The sequence below is a fragment of the Thermogemmatispora tikiterensis genome (assembly GCF_003268475.1).
Lineage (GTDB): Bacteria > Chloroflexota > Ktedonobacteria > Ktedonobacterales > Ktedonobacteraceae > Thermogemmatispora > Thermogemmatispora tikiterensis.
The window spans coordinates 5,310,742-5,326,955 of record NZ_MCIF01000002.1 but is presented as its reverse complement, the minus strand read 5'-3'; the positions used below and the strand labels follow the sequence as shown (position 1 = coordinate 5,326,955).

Below are 16,214 nucleotides of genomic sequence, written 5' to 3'. Positions count from 1 at the left end.
ACCGAGGGCAGAGTAGTGGCAGCTAAGCCAGCCCTTCACGCTCCAGGGCAGTATTATGAGAGATGCGCAGGAGGAGACCGATAATGATATAGTTAGCGATCACCGAGCTACCACCATAGCTCAGGAAGGGCAGGGGAATACCAGTGAGGGGAAGCAGCTTGATATTGCCAGCGGCAATAATGAGGGTCTGCAGCGCAAAGATGGAGGTCAGGCCCGCCGCCAGCAGCTGATTAAAGGGATCACGGGCCTCCATAGCAATGCGATAGCCGCGGTAGATCAGCAGCAGGTAGAGGCCGATGAGGGCCAATAAGCCCGCCAGCCCTAACTCTTCGCCGAAGGCCGTCAGGACCATATCCGACTCCACTACCGGAACGATCGTCGGATGCCCCAGACCAAGGCCGGCCCCAAGAATGCCACCGCTAGAGAGCGTAATCAGCCCTTGGACGATCTGGAAGCCCTGATTCTCGGCAAAGTTGGTCTGGGCGGCGGTCCAGTGCTGCCAGTTGACCACATCAAAGCCAACTACCGCGAAGCGGTTGCGCACATAGCTGAAGAGTGAGTAGCCAATGAGGGCCAGCAGGGCAAAGAGCAGCAACCCAAAGAAGACATACGACTTCTTCTGCGAGCTGAGGTAGATCATGCAGAGAAAGAGGCCGTAGATCAACAGGGCCAGCCCTAACTCGCGGACCACCAGGAAGAGCAGCAAGGCAATGCCCAGCATCATAAAGACAGGGCCGAGCTGGCGCAATGGTGGCAGACGGAAGGGACCAAAGCGCGGGCCTTTGCCAGCCAGAATATCGCGATTCTCGCTCAGGTAGGCCGCAAAGAAAATGACAATGCAGATCTTGAGCAACTCCGAGGGCTGGAAGGCAAAAGGACCCAGCTTGAGCTGGTCATGTGTCGGGCTGTCCAGATTCTTCACATGGAGAGTATTGACCAGGGTGACACAGACCAGAAAGAGGCCCAGCACGGCCCAGGTGTATTTGTAGCGCTCCAGCCACTGCATACGACGCAGGCCGAAGAGTGTGACCATGCACATGATAATGCCCAGGATCACCCAGATCAGCTGCTGCGTCCCCAGCGTAGGGCGATTGATATCGGGACCGATGCGCATCGCCATCAGGACCCCCAGGCCGCTGAGTAATCCCACCAGCGGCAGGAGCATCTGATCAGCTCGCGAGAAAAAGAAGCTCAGCACGATGTTGACCGTCACAAACAGGGCGATCAGCCCCAGGATAGGGATGAGGCCCTGGATCGGCGGCAAATTGCGCGTGCTCAGCGAGGAGGTCTGATCACGATTAGCCAGCAAAAGCTGGGACATGCCCAGCAGCAGAATCAGGAATGGGATAATGAACAATCCCAGTTCTTTCCAGCGATAGCGAAACGTCATTGCAGCCAGACCTTTCACTGTCAGCGAGTCTTGGCAAACCGGGGCGCGCCGAGCCATACCCCCAAACCCTAGCGAGCGCCTGAAGAGAGACCGAACCGAACCCAAGCAGCCACGCCGCAGCCTACCAGCGCGCCCCTCAACCGACCAAACGAGCCAGTGAGCGAGTCAGAGAGATCGGGAAGGGAAGAGCAGGCTCTGCGAGCTAGGGCGTGAGCTTAAAAGAGACCGGCCCGATCTGGATCAGATCACCGGGCCGGGCGGGTAATGGCTCACGAGCCGGTTTGCTATTCAGGAAGGTACCATTGACGCTACCGGCATCCTGGACATACCAGACACCATTGCGATACCAGAGCCGCGTATGCTCGGCGGAAATAAAAGGGTAGGGCAACTGGATCGTGTTGGTAGGACCACGCCCAATCGTTGTTTGTGGCATCAGGTCAAAGCGCGTCCCCGGCAGCAGATTGCTGGGACCACTATCGACCACTACCAGATGCCCGACCACCGGCGGCGTGCGCACATTCATCTCGCTTCCCAGCGCCGCCGTCCTGCGCAGATCGCGGGAGATCGTCAGCACAACTTGCATCAAAAAGAGGTAGAGAAGGATGAGCAGCAAGATCCTTAATATCAATAAAAAGACATCCAAAGGCATGAGTCAGTGTCCCTACCTTCGCTCAAAGTAGAAATCGTAGCTTCCAATGGTGAAACGATCGCCGCTGCGCAGGGTATGCTGCCGTACCCCGGGCATCCCATTCACTGTGATTCCGTTCGTGCTACCGAGATCGAAGAGCATAAACTGGCCATTAGGCTGATATTTGATTTGAGCATGGTAGCGCGAGACACGCTTATCTTCGACAATAATATCGTTATTGAGCTGTCTCCCGATATTGACGACCGGCTTCTCGATACGATAGATCTGTTGACCCTGTGGCACGCGAATGGTCAGCCAGGCTTGCGGCATAGGGGGAGCGGGGCGGACGGTAGCCAGGCCACTCATCGAGGAGCCGGCGGGCACATCGATGCCGGGCAAGAGCTGGCCAGACTGCAACTGGGCCCGCAGCTGCGCGAGCTGCTCGGCGCTCAGGGCCTGGGTCTCCATCACCTCGCCATCGACGCTGGGATCGCCGGTGCGATGCTGCCGGTCAACCAGTTCGGCCTCGATGCGAACCAGGCCAGGACGCAAGCTGCTGTCGGCGTGCAGGCGCAGCACCGGATTGGAGCGCAGGGTATAGTGTCGTTGGCGGGCCAGATTCACGAGATCTTCCTGCCACTCTCGGACCAGAATCGCCTGGCTGGGGGAGAAACGCTGATGGTCCTTGATGCTCAAATAAATATCGTAGACGTTTGGTGCCAGCAGGCGATCCACCCCCTGGAAAACGTTATCTTCCATCGCCCGCTCCAGCTTGCGGGCCACCTCCACCGGCTCCAGTCTCGAAGGAAAGAGAAACGCAAACGGCCCCTCGATCAGCCGCTGCATAAAGGCTTCAAACCGTGAGAGTGGATTCTGGCGCGTTTTCACCCTGACTCACGCTCCCTTTACAGAATCTGCCGAACCTGCTCCACATCGGCGGCCATCTGCTCCTTCAAGGCATCTATACTGTCAAAACGCTGCTCATCGCGTAATCGTGCGATGAATTCTACCAGAATGCGCTTGCCGTAGAGATCAAGCTCGACATCCAGCAGGTACGCCTCCACCAGTGGGCGCTTGCTGGGAAAATTAGGACGAATCCCGACGTTTACCGCACTCTTATAGACGTGAGGAGAAGAAAACACGTCACTCATTCCCGCCTCCTCCACCGCCACCCGCGCCGCGTAGATGCCGTTGGCCGGCAGTAGGCGAAACGGCTCTGGCACAATATTGGCTGTTGGGAAACCCAACAGCCTGCCACGATGATCGCCGTGAACGACGATGCCGCTCAAGAGCAAGGGATGTCCGAGCAGATCGGCAGCCTCGGCGATTCGGCCTGCACTGACGAGCGCGCGAATCTCTGTACTACTCACGCGTACTCCGCGAATCTCCTCCAGTGGGAGCGCGCGGACCACCAGCCCATGCTCTGCGCCATAGCCTTGCAGGAAGGCGATGTTGCCCTCGCGATTATGCCCCAGGCTGAAGTTCTCGCCTACCACAAGCCCTTTCAGGTCAAAAGCCGCCCGCAGCTCATCCAGAAACTGGCGAGCCGACATGGCCGCGACCTGTGGCGTAAACTGTATGACGATATAGTCCTCGACCCCGCCATAGCGCCGCGCCAGCGCCAGTTTCTCCTCCAACGAGGTCAGGCACTGCAGTGGCACATGGGGCCGTACGACCGCCAGCGTATGCGGCTCAAAGGTCAGCAGCACTGGTTTACAGCCCAGGGTCACCGCCAATGCTCGCAGCTCATGGAGCAGGCGCTGGTGCCCTCTATGAATGCCATCGAAGTTCCCGATGGTGATGACAATTGGTTCCTGCGCGGTTACGGTGGTTTGATAGTTCATAATGAATAGTGGTGGCCCTTTACGTTCTGCTCAGTGTCGCACCCGCAGCGGGCGTTTTAATAGTATCACAGCTCTAGTGGTCAGGCAACAATCGCGCCTTTTCTTAACCAGCCTGGGGGAATTGCTCGCCGTTGCCGTCCCGCTCAGGAGCCTCTTTCAGGTCCAAAGACTCGCATCGGCTGCCAGAGGCGCTGCTCTGGCTTCCAGACAGCTAAGGCCCAGGTCCGGCCCTGCTCGTCGCAGACGCGCGCCAGCTGGGGCTGTTCTCCCGGGTGGGGGCCGTCCTTTCCCCTGCCGGGAGCTGGGGCGAAGGTCAGGCTCTCTGACTCCGGGCCGGGAGCGCGGAAGCTGTTCCCATGCAGGACCCGCTGCAGAGTTTTAGCATCGACGACAAGCGCCGGGTAATGCTGGAGAGCAATATCCAGCGGCAGCAGATAACGCTCAAGGTTGCCGCTTGCCAGCGCCTCGTCCAACTGCTCCAGCGTGATGCTCTCCTGCAGCGTCAATGGCCCGCTGCGTGTACGCAGCAAAGCGCTCAGATAAGCTCCACAACCGAGGCGCTGGCCCAGGTCATGGGCCAGCGAGCGAATGTAGGTTCCCTTACTGCACTCGATCTCTAGCTGTAGCCGCGGCTTCTCCCAGGCGAGGAGGACCAGGCGCTCAATCACGACCGGGCGGGCCTCCAGCTTGAGGCTCTCACCGGCCCGGGCGCGACGATAGGCCGGCTCCCCCTGCAGCTTGATCGCTGAGTAGGGCGGAGGCACCTGCAGCTGTGGCCCGATAAAGGTGCGCAGGAGGCTCTCAATTTGCTCACGGCTAACATCTGGGACCGGCTGCGTGTTCAGAACCTGCCCCTCGCGGTCATAGGTGTCGGTCTCTACCCCCAGGACAATCTCGGCCTGATAGGCTTTGCCACTCTCGCTCAGATAGTCGGCAACGCGCGTGGCGAGACCGACGCAGACGGGCAGAACGCCGCTGGCGAGCGGGTCCAGCGTCCCAGCGTGGCCCACACGCTGCTGACGCAGCAGACGGCGCACACGCGCGACGACATCGTGCGAGGTGAGACCTACGGGTTTGTTGATGTTGAGGATGCCGTCCATTGCTCCTCTCCCCGCCGTAGCTCAGCCTCCAGCCTGGCTACTACAAAAGGAATCGCCTGCTCCAACGGTAGATCAAGCGTGGCCCCCGCGGCGCGGGCATGGCCGCCGCCGCGCCCCAGGCGCTGGCAGATCTCGGCGGCGTTATAGGGAGCCGCACAGCGCAGGCTCAGACGCGTCGTGCCGGGTGTACCATAGCTCTTGAAGAAGGCCGCAATCTTCACTCCTTCGATATCACGGAGCAGGCCGGACAGATTATCATCCATCTCCGGCAAGGCTCCAGTCTCGGCCAGCGTGGCATCATTGGCCCACGACCAGATCAGTTGCCCATCGCAGGCCGTCTGCGCCTGTAGCAGGACCCTGGCCCGCAGGCGCTCCTGGGCCAGCGGGCGCGTACGAAAGACGGCCTGGGCGATTGGCTCGGGCGAGGCTCCGGCCTGCAGCAGCAGAGCGGCTGCCTCCAGCGTGCGAGCGGTCGTGCTGGGAAACTGGAACGAGCCAGTATCGGTCATCAAGCCTGTCAGCAAGCAGAGGGCCGCCTCTGGCGTCAGCGGCAGCCGGGCCTGCTGTTGGAAGAGGACCAGCAGCTCCGCTGTAGCCGCTGCTGTTGGATCAATGATCGTCACCTGCCCACAGCCTGCACTGCTGATATGGTGATCAATATTGAGCAACGGCACCTGCTCCAGGAAGGAGCGGTGACCCTCATAGAGGCGGCCAAAGCGCGGCAGCTCTCCTGCATCGAGCGCAACCACCAGATCGAAATCCTCATCTCCCAGATCCTGCTGAAAGCGCTCCTGCGCTGGAAGAAAGGAATAAGCACGCGGCGGCGGGTCGGCACAACAGGGCACCGCTACCTTGCCCAAGGCCCAGAGCATATGCGCCAAGCCCAGGGCGGAGCCAAGACAGTCTCCATCGGGATGCTCATGGGCCAGCAGGGCCACGCGCCGGGCCGGACCTAGCAAGGCCAGGGCACGCTCCACCTGGTCCACTGGTAGCTGAGCCGCCAGGGCAGTCGCAGATGCGTTCATTCCGCCTCCGTTGAATCAGTGGTCTGACCTCGCTCTTCCTCCGCGCCCGGCTGAGCAGGCAGGCCAGCCTGAGATTCCTGCTGCTGAGCATGTTCTTGCTCGATCTGCTTGATCAGCTCCATGACCTGGGCCCCTTTCTCTAGCGAGAGGTCCAGCTTGAAGACCAGCTCAGGCACATGTCGCAGCACCAGACGGCCCGCCAACTCATGGCGTAGAAAGCCAGTAGCCCGTTTGAGGGCCGCCATCGTATTGCGGCGCTCCTCATCGCTGCCCAGTACACTGACATAGACCTTGGCGTGGGCCAGATCACCGCTGACCTCTACCCGCGTAATGCTGACAAAGCCAATGCGCGGGTCTTTCATGCGCGTGCGTAGCAGATCGCTAAGCTCCTCGGCAATCAACTCACCCAGCTTTTCCTGGCGATACAGGTTTGGCATGATCCATCCCCTTCCTGGGCCTCAATCCTTTTCCTGCCTGAAGGCTTCAATTATATCGCCAACCTGCACGTTACTGAAGCCTTCAATGATCATACCACATTCATAACCGGCGGCCACTTCACGCACATCATCTTTGCCTCGCCGCAATGAGGCCACACGACTCTCGTGCACCTTCGTTCCGTTACGCAGCACACGCACCTGCGAAGTGCGGGTAATCTTGCCATCCGTGACCCGGCAGCCGGCGATCACGGTGTTCTTGCCGCTGCGGAAGAGCTGCAGCACCTCGGCATGGCCCTCGACCACCTCGTGATAGGTCGGCTCCAGGAGGCCCTTGAGGGCGGCCTCGATGTCCTCGATCAGCTGATAGATCACATCATAATAGCGGATTTCGACGCCCTCTTTCTGAGCCTGACGCAGAGCTGCGTTATCGGCCTTAACGTTGAAGCCGATAATGATGGCTCCGGAAGCGGCGGCCAGATGGACATCGGTCTCGGTGATGTTGCCAACGCCCTCGTGAATGAGATGCAGCTTGATCTTCTCCTCGCCCAGCTTGAGCAAGGCATTCTTGATGGCCTCGACCGTTCCCTGAACATCGCCCTTGAGGACGATATTCAACTCTTTGGTCTTTCCTTCCTGCATCTGCATGTAGAGGGTATCGAGACTGACATGACCCGGCAAGCTGCTCTCGGCACGGCGCTGCTCGGCAATCTCTGCAGCGCGCTGCTTGGCAGTGCGCTCATCAGGCACTACTTCGAGGCGATCGCCAGGCTGAGGTACCTCAGGCAGACCAAGGATGCTCACCGGCGTGCTGGGAGGCGCCTTTTGGATGCGCTTGCCCCGGTCGTTGAACATAGCGCGCACCTTGCCCGCCAATGGCCCGACGACAATGTGGTCGCCCATCTTGAGGGTTCCTTCCTGGACCAGGATGGTGGCCATCGGGCCGGTGTTCTTCTCCAGCTTGGCTTCGATGACCACGCCGACAGCTGGACGATTCGGGTTGGCCCGCAGATCCTGCATCTCGGCGACCAGCAGGATCATCTCCAGCAGCTCGTCGATGCCAGCCCCGGTGCGGGCCGAGATGGGTACACAGACCGTGTCTCCGCCGTAGTCCTCGACGATCACACCGATCTCGGCCAGCTGCTGTTTGACCAGCTCAGGATTGGCCGTCGGCTTGTCGATCTTGTTGATGGCGATGATGATCGGCACATTGGCAGCGCGAGCGTGATCAATAGCCTCGCGCGTCTGCGGCATCACCCCGTCATCGGCGGCCACTACGATGACAGCAATGTGTGTGACCTGCGCTCCACGCGCACGCATGGCGGTGAAAGCCTCATGGCCAGGCGTATCGAGGAAGGTGATCTTCTTCCCCTTGACCTCCACCTGGTAGGCTCCGATGTGCTGAGTGATTCCTCCAGCCTCTTCAGCGGCCACACGGGTCTTACGGATCATGTCGAGCAAGGTGGTCTTACCGTGATCGACATGGCCCATAATGGTGACCACCGGCGGAATAGGCACGGTATCTTTGTCGTCGCGCGCCGCCTCCAACACAGCGCTGGTCGGCAACGCCCCCCGCTGCAGGCTGGCGCTGGTCGGCGAGAAAACCTGCGGCGTCGGCTCAAAGCCAAGATCGCGCGCTACCAGGGCCGCCTGCTCGTAATCGACCACCTGGTTAATGCTGGCAAAGATGTGATGTTTGATCAGATGACGAATGATCTCCGTAGGCGTCGCGTGCAGTAGCTCGGCCAGGTCCCTGACGACAATCTGCGGCGGAATAGCCACGGGACCGGTCGGGGGTTTCTCCCTGACCAGGCTGCTATGCCGCTCATGGCTGCGCTGAGACGAGGAGCCAGGTCGTCCTCCCCCAGGACGGGGACGAGCCGCAGGCCGCGAGGACGCTGAGGTCGGCACCGGGGCATGGGCACTGGCACCACCTCCCCCCGAGGGACCCGTCCCACCGTGTCCACCGCTACGAGTGACGGTGGCGCTCCCAGAGGTTCCACCGCTGAAAGGCCCGCCTCCCGCTGTCGATCTGCTCGCTCCCCCACCAGCGGGCGAGGCAGAGCGCTGGGACTGAGGCCCTCCTCCGGGCCGCTGACCCCGCTGACCGCTCCCCGGTCCCGGACGCTGGGATTGAACGGAGGTTACACCCGCTCCACTCTGCTGCGACGGCTGGCCAGCTCCGCCGCCATGCTGATGTGGTTGATACTGCTGGTGCTGCTGGTGCTGCTGGTGCTGCTGGTGCTGCGGCTGACTGCGCGCCGGAGGCGCACCCGCCGGCGGCGCACTGCGGCGCTGTGCACCTTGAGCGCCTGGCTTGGTCGAACGTTCCTGACCGCCCTGTGTGGCGTTCTCAGTTTTCGGGCGAGTGCCGGTACGGCTGCGCGTCGTCGCTGCCTTCGCCTGCTCGTTGGTGTTCGTGGTTGATTCAGATGTATTTCTCATGAAGAAGACTCCCTTCTATCGAGAATGATGCGCCACAATTGGCGGTGGAGACCTCTCTTCACAGCCACAACAAAGGACTGTCACCTTCCCTTCCAACAAAGGCAGGCGCCATTCAGGTGAAGGGAGGAGACAGCCCTCGCTAATGCAGGCCAGGCATGTTTGTCTCAGTCTGCGCACTCTGGCGTAGTCGCTGCTATGGTTATCCTAGCATAGCCCTTGCTCCGCAAACATTGGCGCACCACGTCTGCCCTGTAGACGAGGGGCTGTGTCTCTGTAAAGAAGAGTCAAGATCGCGTGACACATACGACAATAACAACAAGGAAAGCGCCCACTCGCTTCCTATTCCTCGGCCCTGGACAGGGTAACAAAGGATTCAGGAAGCTGCGAACTTTTCTCCAGTATAGCCTACTCGCTGGACCCTTGCAACCCGCTATAGTTGAGCCTGTAGCCAATTTTCTCCCCGGTCCCACCGCTCTGCGCCACCACGGCTCAGATTGGGAAGGACATGGAGAGCGGGAGAGCCACGAGCATCGGTCTACCCTCTGGCAGCCGCATGCAAGAGCGCTCCGCTCGCCCAGGTTAGCACGCGCCTAGGTGGTCACGGGCCTGGCCAGGCCCGTGGGAGGCTGCTCCTCTCGCGGCAAGGTGGCCAGGTATTCCTCCAGCGCTGCACGGTCCTCGGCGGAGAGCGACAGCTCAAACTCGTGCTCTAACAGACAGCGATCACCTGCCTTTTTGACCTTGAGCGCCTTTTGCCAGCAGGAATAGCGAGCGCAGAGATAAGCTCCGCGCCCGGACTTCTTGCTGGTTGGGTCGAGTAGAACCCGTCCCTCGGGCGTGCGCACAATGCGCAGCAGCTCGCGCTTTGGCCTGGTTTCGCGGCAGGCAATACAGGTACGCAGCGGAACGTGTTTCTGGCGCCCTCCCTTAGCGGCTTTGGCCATCATGAGGTACTCCTGCCCTTTCTTCTCGATATGCTTCTGGACGGGTGCCAGTCAGTCCCAGCCATAGCCAAGCCTCTTGCTGGTCACGTGGCCCGGGACTGGCTCGCCGCAGTTCGTCCCCGCCTCCTGACCCACCCCTATAGCCACCCGGTGAAAGGCAACACCTGCTGCCTGCCGGGAACTGGAGGAGAGAAGGCCGAGAGCCACACGATCTACTCGTGCCACGCCACTGGCCCGCCTAGCGGGCGCGGGCCAGGAAGCAGAGGTGAATCAGCGACTTCCTGGGCCAGCAGGCAGCGAGCAAACTTGCAGAGGCCGACAGACAGGCGAAGGTGCTGCGGATAAACGAGCAGTCCTTTAGCGATATTTCCCGCTGCGTGACGAGGTGGAGCGCCTGCCACCATCATGACGCCCACGCTCACGGCGAGCGCTCACCGACGAGATGGCCTCCTCTACAGGTTCCTCATAGACCTCGCCCTCGGCAGGCTTGACCACATCGACCCGCCAGCCGGTGAGCTTTGCAGCCAGGCGCGCGTTCTGTCCATCCTTACCAATGGCGAGCGAGAGCTGCTTCTCGGCGACCACCACCTGGGCAGTACGCTCGGCCTCCCGCAGCTCGACACGCAGAGGCTTAACGGGGCTGAGAGCATTCGCCACAAATGTCGCCGGGTCGGGGCTCCACAAGATGATATCGATCTTCTCATCGTTCAGCTCGCGCACAATATTATTGATGCGCGATCCCCGCACCCCAACACAGGAGCCGATGGGGTCAAGGCCCTCCTGGTGAGCAACCACCGCCACCTTGGTCCGGCTACCCGGCTCACGAGCAATAGCCTTGATCTCGACCGTGCCCTCGTAGATCTCGGGCACCTCGGCTTCAAAGAGCCGCCGCACCAGGTCGCGATGGGAACGCGAGGCCACAATCTGCAACAGCCGCCCCTGGACACGACGCACATCGACAATATAGACACGCAATCGCTGGCCGACCCGATAGTGCTCGCTAGGCACCTCTTCGCTGAAAGGTATCAGCCCCTCGACCTTGTCGACACGCTCAAGGTCAAAGTCGAGCAGCCACCCGCGCGCCGGATCACGGCGCGTGATCGTGCCCAGCCGGATCTCCCCCACCCACTCTTTGAGCTGCTCGTAGAGATGCTCATGCTCGGCCTCACGAATGCGCTGCAGAATCACCTGCTTGGCCGTCTGGGTAGGAATGCGCTCGAAGATATGCGATGAATCCACTTCAATCGTTTGCCCCAGGGCGGCCTTCGGCATGAGACGCTGTGCCTCCGCCAGCGAGATTTCCTCGTTGGGATCTTTGACCTGGGCAACCACTCGCTTGGTGGTCCAGACGTGGACCTCGCCGTTCTTGTCCACCTCGATGCGCACGTTGTCCCCGCCCCCGAAGCTCTTGCGGTAGGCAGATAAGAGGGCATTGGCCACGGTCTCCATCACCACTTCGCGGGGCAATCCTTTTTCGGCAATCAACTGCGCAATAGCAGCCTGAAATTCACTTCTCATGATGCCTTCTCCCTCCCGCTCGCTGGTCGCCCAGTAAACACTTACTGCAAGTTGTTCGAGTGCAAAGAAAAAGTCCCTGGCAAGCAGAAAAGTGGGGGGGCCCCACTTTTCTCAAGGTTCCTCTATGTTCTAAGGTATTATATCATGTCATCTTTTTCAACGCAAGGCAGGGCGAAGAGCTTGCGATTCGTTTTCCCTCCCCTTGATTTTTCTCTCAGGACAGGCTATACTCTAAATGACCATTTAGTGTAGATTTAACACTTTCTGTATAGCCAGGCGAGCGCCCGGCTGGCCAATGGGAGGGGCGGCCTCTTTCCTCCCTTCACCCTACGGGCAGGACTCGCCCCGCGCTCGCTGCGTCGCCGTTCTCGACGCGCGCGGGCAGGCAGGCCCAGAGAGAGCAGGAGCTGGCCAGGCTTAGGCTACCTCTTTCCTGGCCACGGCTCCCGAGTCCGCGCTCTTCTGCGTGGCTTCTGCCCCGCGGCGTTGGTCTGGATGAGGGAGTCTACTATGAGTGCACGATCTCTGGCTCCAGCAAGTTTTGATCCGCAGGATGCCTTCAGAGGCCCTTACGCCGCCCGTATCGCAGAGTTCAGTGAGGCCGGGCGTCAGGCGGGCCTCGCTCCCGCCAGCACGGACCGCGAGCGCATCGCGCTGGTGCTGGTCGACTATCAGCATGATTTTGTCGATCCCAGCGGCACGCTCTCTGTCCCAGGCGCCCAAGAGGATGTTGGGCGCTTGCTGACCTGGTTCTATGCCCACGCCGATCGGATTACGGCGATCTACGCCTCGCTCGACACGCATTTGCCTTTCCAGATCTTCTATCCTACCTGGTGGCAGAACCCTCAAACGGGCGAGCACCCGGCTCCGTTTACAACGATCACCGTCGAAGATGTCCAGGAAGGTCGCTGGCTCCCCCTCCGGGAGCCAGAGTGGTCACGCCACTATGTGCAGGCGCTGCGTCAGCAGGCCCGCAAGGAGCTGATGATCTGGCCTTATCATACGATGCAGGGCACGCTGGGCCATATGCTGGTGGCCCCCATCAGCGAGGCCCTGGCCTGGCACAGCGCGGCTCGCCAGACGCAGCCTCACTATATTGTGAAGGGCCTGACTCCACGGACGGAGTTCTACGGCATCTTCGGCGCCGAGGTGCCCGATCCTTCAGATCCTGCTAGCCAGCTCAATACAGCCTTGCTTGAGACGATTATGCAGCACGATCGCGTCTTCCTGGCGGGCGAGGCAAAGTCTCACTGCGTGCTGGAGAGCGGTCGCCAGCTTGTTCAGTACTTCAGTCAACGACCCGCTGTGCTTCAACGCCTCTATGTACTACGCGATTGCATCAGCTCTGTCCAGCACCCAACGATCAACTTCGATGCCCTGGCTGAGGAGGAGCTGGCGCGTTGGGAACGCCTGGGTGTCCACCTGGTGCGCAGTAGCGACGGGTTACCTGCGTGAGAAAAGAGGGAGCCGAGTAAGGAGGCAAAGACCAGATCGATGGTCGAGCTTAGCTGCTGTTGCCAACAGACGAGCTGAGACGCAGGCCCTCCTTCCTGGCTCGCTCACGCACCTCTTGGCACTCCGGTGTGGCTAGGCATGACCAGGCCTGACCAGGCACGGCTCACCACTGCTGGTCTCCGCTAGTCTCGCCCGCCCCCACGCTCTGGCGGCCCTGGCTCTTTTCTCTCTTTCTCCCGATGCATCCTCAGAATCTTGATCATGTACTGCTCGGAGTTCAAATAGTAGGGATTGCGCCGGATGAATTTGCCTACGACGGAGATAGGATGAAGCTTGAGCATCTCCACCACAAGGCTGGGCAGCAATTTCCCGTAATCGTAATGCATCAGGGCAATGATGGGCCGGTTCTGAAAGGTAAAGACCGCATCACAGAGGGCCTCGTATTTTAAGAGCTGCTCGGGCGTGGCTAGCTCTCCGGCCAACCAGGTCATATCGATCGAGATCCTCACTGCTTTCCAGCCATCACGCAGCGCCTGCGTAATAAAGGTCTGATGCGTGGACAATAAAAAATAAGGATCAAACCGCTTCCCGTTGGAGAGAAACGGCTCCCGCTCGCTGGAGAGAATGAGCTGCCCTTTGGCAATTAAGGCGTCTACATCAAGCTGCAGCTTCACCAGTTCTTCCCGCAACTCCTGCACCTGCGCTGGCGCCGCCGCGAACAGGCACTTCTCCGATGCGACAATCCCCGCACGCAATAGCCGGGCCGTGACCCCGGCAATCTCTGTCACTTTGCTGTACAGCTGACAGATGTGCGAGCTGTATGGAATACGCTCTGACTTGCCATCAACACTCAGGTCCATGCCTATCTCCACACAATGCCGATTCTTAACCAGCTTGCCACCATTAAGCATATCACACCGGAGCGGGATTAGCACATATAGAAGCGTCCACTATTCAGCCAAGAGTAGGAAAGCTCTCCCCAACCCCTCCTGTCCTCTTCTTCTCTGCTTGCTTGCTACTCCCGCCCGATGCCCTTGGCCTTTCTCCTGAAATATTGTACGCAGACCTGCGACCAGTTGCAGCAGTGGAGCGCTTTCGTCCCGGGCCTGTCGCCGTTGGAGCAGGGCAGCCTTTCCTGACCGCCTGCTCCGGCTCCCTCATTGATTTCATACTTTATACTATTGGGTGAATGCTTGCCCCGCTCCTCTGCCTGGTCAGAGACGCGAGGTATAGCGTCTGTTCTCGCCTTCTCTTCTCTCGCTTCTATTTTCGCTGGACCTGGTGAAAGGAAGACGACTACCATGCAAGGCACGATTCGTAAGTACCGTATCGATAGCGGCAAGGTGATTACCGTGACCCGGCGCATTCAGGAGGATCTGATCCCTCTGGTGCGCCGCTTGCCCGGTTTCATGGGCTTCTATGTCTTGAACCGCGAGGATCAGCTGGTGACGATCAATCTCTCTGCTGACCCGCGCCAGCTCCGCGAGGCCGATGAGGTGGCCACTACCTGGATGGGGACGTTGGGCAGCTCCGTGGTGCTCGTCTCGCAAGAGGTGATTAGCGGCCCCGTGGTGGTTGAGGCTGCCGCTGACTGAGTAGTTGATGAAGGCGGAGCGCGGAGTGCGACGCGTGGGCTTCCCCTGAGCGAGTAAGACGGCTCCGCGAGAGGATGGGCAGCCCGCCATCCGGCTGCCGCCGGGCCAGGCAGCGCTTTGGCTGGCATGTGTGGCTGCCCCTCTGTTTTCGCTTCGGCAGGTCCTGGCTCAACTCAATCCAGCTCAATCCAGCCCTGGTCCCGGAACTCTACCATGCTCTGCATGGGGACCTGTGTGCGCTGTTGCCTGTGGGCTGCCTCTTTCGTTTGAGACTATGACTTGTGCTGTCGTTCCTGCTTTTGCTTCAGAGGGAGGCGGCCATGTATATGAGGCCCCCGCTACTCTCGCAGCCGCTAAGCTGCCACCCATTGGCCCGGTCCCCAAGCTGGCTCTCAGGTCGCTTCAGCCCGCTTCTTTCTTTTCGCCATGCAGAGCCGCCGCCATGGCTGGCCCGCGCCTGGCAAACAGGCCAGTTCCGTTCTGCACAAGCGCAGTCGAGAGCGCTAAGGTTGGCAGGCGGGATGGCTTGCTCGCAGTCGGAGGCATCTTCTGCTCCTGCCCCCCGTCCTCTCGACGGCCCGCCAGTGCCTACCGCTACGGCCTCTGCCGGCGACCGCGGGCAGACAGGTCCACCGCCAGTCTCCTCTCTAAGAGGGACCTACCGGAGGCGCAGGCCACCCTTTGGACACCGGGCAGCTCAGGCTCTGCTGACTGTGTTGACGCTGCTTGGCCTCCTGCTCTCGCTCACACCCTGGGGTCGGGCCAGCCTGCGCACAGGGCTACTGCTCCCGGCTCTGCTGAGCGTTTCTCAAGGACCCGCTTTCAGGCTCTTCGGCGAGCCGATCCACTTTACTCGTACGACGCTCTCCTCTGCTGCCACTGGTCTGGTATATCTAGACCTTTATGCCCCCACTGACTCCGCCCCTCTGGTTCCAGGGCGCCGTCAGGCCGTGGTGGTCATTGCCGGCCTGGGTGATAACCGCGCCGATGTTCAGCTGGTGAACTTTGCGCGCTCGCTGGCGAGCGATGGGATGGTGGTGGCCATCGTCGGGACACCAGCGCTCTTTGATTTCGTGCTGCGTCGGACGGATAGTGCCGCGGTGGTGCAGGTCTTTGAGCTGCTGGCCCGGCGTCCCGATGTCGACCCTTCACGGATTGGCCTGGTGGGCTTCAGCGCTGGCAATGCTCTCGCCTGCTTTGCCGCTGCCGATCCGCGCATCCGCCATCAGGTGGCGTTCGTACTCTCTTTCGGTGGCTTTTTTGAGGCTACAACGCTGTTACAGGCCATCGCTACTCATCAGTTACAGGTTGACGGGCACACCCAGACCTGGATTCCTTACTATGTGCCACTCCAGGCGCTGGCTCACACGCTGGGTACTATCCTCCCTTCCCACGAGGCGGCTCTTTTGCGCGCCGCTTTCGCCCAGAACGGCAGGCCGTTGACGAGGGCGGAGTTGAACCTCCTTTCTCCCAGTACACGCGCGGCTTACCATCTGCTGGCCGGCGACCAGCCCGGGCAGGTGGCAGCTAATCTGGCAGCTCTGTCTCCTCAGATGCGCGCGTTGCTGGCGCAACTCTCGCCAGCGAGCGTGGTGACCGAGATCGAGGCCCCCATCTTCTTGCTACATGACCGCAGTGACGCCTATGTTCCGTTTACGGAGACCCTGGCGTTTGCGGCGGCCCTCCAGCGCCTGCACCATCCTTACGATCTGGCCGAGTTTGGCATTTTTCAACACGTTGAGGTACGGAGCGGACTCAGTCCGCTGCAAGTGCTCGGCGATAGCAGCCGCCTGGCGGCTATTGTCTGGAAGATTATGCTCGTTGGCTCTTGAGGGG

General features: G+C 60.5%; 14 protein-coding genes. 3 read left to right on the top strand and 11 right to left on the bottom strand.

All coding sequences use genetic code 11. From position 1 onward, the window contains the following. Positions 1–22: 22 nt before the first annotated feature. The 10 genes from A4R35_RS21310 to nusA form a co-directional block, all read right to left on the bottom strand. On the bottom strand, positions 23–1,390 hold the full coding sequence (locus A4R35_RS21310) for an FtsW/RodA/SpoVE family cell cycle protein (RefSeq protein WP_112433011.1): 1,368 nt from the start codon (positions 1,388–1,390) through the stop codon (positions 23–25). A gap of 202 nt (positions 1,391–1,592) precedes the next feature. Continuing rightward, complete coding sequence (locus A4R35_RS21305) at positions 1,593–2,039, bottom strand: FHA domain-containing protein (RefSeq protein ID WP_112433009.1); 447 nt, start codon at positions 2,037–2,039, stop codon at positions 1,593–1,595. Positions 2,040–2,051: 12 nt separating this feature from the next. Beyond that, a complete protein-coding gene (locus A4R35_RS21300) occupies positions 2,052–2,906 on the bottom strand; it encodes an FhaA domain-containing protein (RefSeq protein WP_112433007.1) in 855 nt (284 codons plus the stop codon). A 17-nt stretch (positions 2,907–2,923) separates the two neighbouring features. Further along, positions 2,924–3,862 (bottom strand): bifunctional riboflavin kinase/FAD synthetase, encoded by a 939-nt coding sequence (locus A4R35_RS21295; RefSeq protein ID WP_112433005.1) that lies wholly within the window; start codon positions 3,860–3,862, stop codon positions 2,924–2,926. Positions 3,863–4,005: 143 nt separating this feature from the next. Then, on the bottom strand, positions 4,006–4,962 hold the full coding sequence (gene truB / locus A4R35_RS21290) for a tRNA pseudouridine(55) synthase TruB (RefSeq protein ID WP_112433003.1): 957 nt from the start codon (positions 4,960–4,962) through the stop codon (positions 4,006–4,008). Further along, positions 4,929–5,987 carry a DHH family phosphoesterase gene (locus A4R35_RS21285; RefSeq protein WP_112433001.1) on the bottom strand — a complete coding sequence of 353 codons (1,059 nt, stop codon included), beginning with the start codon at positions 5,985–5,987 and terminating at the stop codon, positions 4,929–4,931. The genes truB and A4R35_RS21285 overlap by 34 nt, the downstream gene beginning before the upstream one ends. Further along, on the bottom strand, positions 5,984–6,424 hold the full coding sequence (gene rbfA, locus A4R35_RS21280) for a 30S ribosome-binding factor RbfA (RefSeq protein ID WP_112432999.1): 441 nt from the start codon (positions 6,422–6,424) through the stop codon (positions 5,984–5,986). The genes A4R35_RS21285 and rbfA overlap by 4 nt, the downstream gene beginning before the upstream one ends. 21 nt (positions 6,425–6,445) lie before the next feature. After that, complete coding sequence (gene infB / locus A4R35_RS21275; protein WP_112432997.1) at positions 6,446–8,866, bottom strand: translation initiation factor IF-2; 2,421 nt, start codon at positions 8,864–8,866, stop codon at positions 6,446–6,448. 590 nt (positions 8,867–9,456) lie between these two features. Further along, positions 9,457–9,813 carry an RNase P modulator RnpM gene (gene rnpM / locus A4R35_RS21270; protein ID WP_112432995.1) on the bottom strand — a complete coding sequence of 119 codons (357 nt, stop codon included), beginning with the start codon at positions 9,811–9,813 and terminating at the stop codon, positions 9,457–9,459. 354 nt (positions 9,814–10,167) lie between these two features. Then, positions 10,168–11,328 (bottom strand): transcription termination factor NusA, encoded by a 1,161-nt coding sequence (gene nusA, locus A4R35_RS21265; RefSeq protein ID WP_112432993.1) that lies wholly within the window; start codon positions 11,326–11,328, stop codon positions 10,168–10,170. 510 nt (positions 11,329–11,838) lie between these two features. Between nusA and A4R35_RS21260 the strand changes: the two genes are divergently transcribed. Then, positions 11,839–12,783, top strand: a complete 945-nt coding sequence (locus A4R35_RS21260) for a cysteine hydrolase family protein (RefSeq protein WP_112432991.1) — start codon at positions 11,839–11,841, stop codon at positions 12,781–12,783. A gap of 182 nt (positions 12,784–12,965) precedes the next feature. Here A4R35_RS21260 and A4R35_RS21255 read toward each other — a convergent pair whose 3' ends face one another. Beyond that, the gene (locus tag A4R35_RS21255) at positions 12,966–13,643 is read right to left on the bottom strand and encodes an MEDS domain-containing protein (RefSeq protein WP_189362149.1); all 678 of its coding nucleotides are present in this window, start codon (positions 13,641–13,643) and stop codon (positions 12,966–12,968) included. 441 nt (positions 13,644–14,084) lie between these two features. Here A4R35_RS21255 and A4R35_RS21250 point away from each other — a divergent pair, with 441 nt between their 5' ends. Both A4R35_RS21250 and A4R35_RS21245 read left to right on the top strand, forming a co-directional pair. Further along, complete coding sequence (locus tag A4R35_RS21250) at positions 14,085–14,378, top strand: hypothetical protein (RefSeq protein ID WP_112432987.1); 294 nt, start codon at positions 14,085–14,087, stop codon at positions 14,376–14,378. A gap of 713 nt (positions 14,379–15,091) precedes the next feature. Further along, a complete protein-coding gene (locus A4R35_RS21245) occupies positions 15,092–16,210 on the top strand; it encodes an alpha/beta hydrolase family protein (RefSeq protein WP_112432985.1) in 1,119 nt (372 codons plus the stop codon). Positions 16,211–16,214 lie beyond the last annotated feature (4 nt).

Bases quoted from the DNA above. Each gene is read 5' to 3' on its own strand.
- A4R35_RS21260 (WP_112432991.1), top strand. From the start codon at position 11,839: ATGAGTGCACGATCTCTGGCTCCAGCAAGTTTTGATCCGCAGGATGCC.
- nusA (WP_112432993.1), bottom strand. From the start codon at position 11,328: ATGAGAAGTGAATTTCAGGCTGCTATTGCGCAGTTGATTGCCGAAAAA.
- A4R35_RS21285 (WP_112433001.1), bottom strand. From the start codon at position 5,987: ATGAACGCATCTGCGACTGCCCTGGCGGCTCAGCTACCAGTGGACCAG.
- A4R35_RS21250 (WP_112432987.1), top strand. From the start codon at position 14,085: ATGCAAGGCACGATTCGTAAGTACCGTATCGATAGCGGCAAGGTGATT.
- A4R35_RS21310 (WP_112433011.1), bottom strand. From the start codon at position 1,390: ATGACGTTTCGCTATCGCTGGAAAGAACTGGGATTGTTCATTATCCCA.
- infB (WP_112432997.1), bottom strand. From the start codon at position 8,866: ATGAGAAATACATCTGAATCAACCACGAACACCAACGAGCAGGCGAAG.
- rbfA (WP_112432999.1), bottom strand. From the start codon at position 6,424: ATGCCAAACCTGTATCGCCAGGAAAAGCTGGGTGAGTTGATTGCCGAG.
- A4R35_RS21305 (WP_112433009.1), bottom strand. From the start codon at position 2,039: ATGCCTTTGGATGTCTTTTTATTGATATTAAGGATCTTGCTGCTCATC.
- rnpM (WP_112432995.1), bottom strand. From the start codon at position 9,813: ATGATGGCCAAAGCCGCTAAGGGAGGGCGCCAGAAACACGTTCCGCTG.
- A4R35_RS21255 (WP_189362149.1), bottom strand. From the start codon at position 13,643: ATGGACCTGAGTGTTGATGGCAAGTCAGAGCGTATTCCATACAGCTCG.
- truB (WP_112433003.1), bottom strand. From the start codon at position 4,962: ATGGACGGCATCCTCAACATCAACAAACCCGTAGGTCTCACCTCGCAC.
- A4R35_RS21295 (WP_112433005.1), bottom strand. From the start codon at position 3,862: ATGAACTATCAAACCACCGTAACCGCGCAGGAACCAATTGTCATCACC.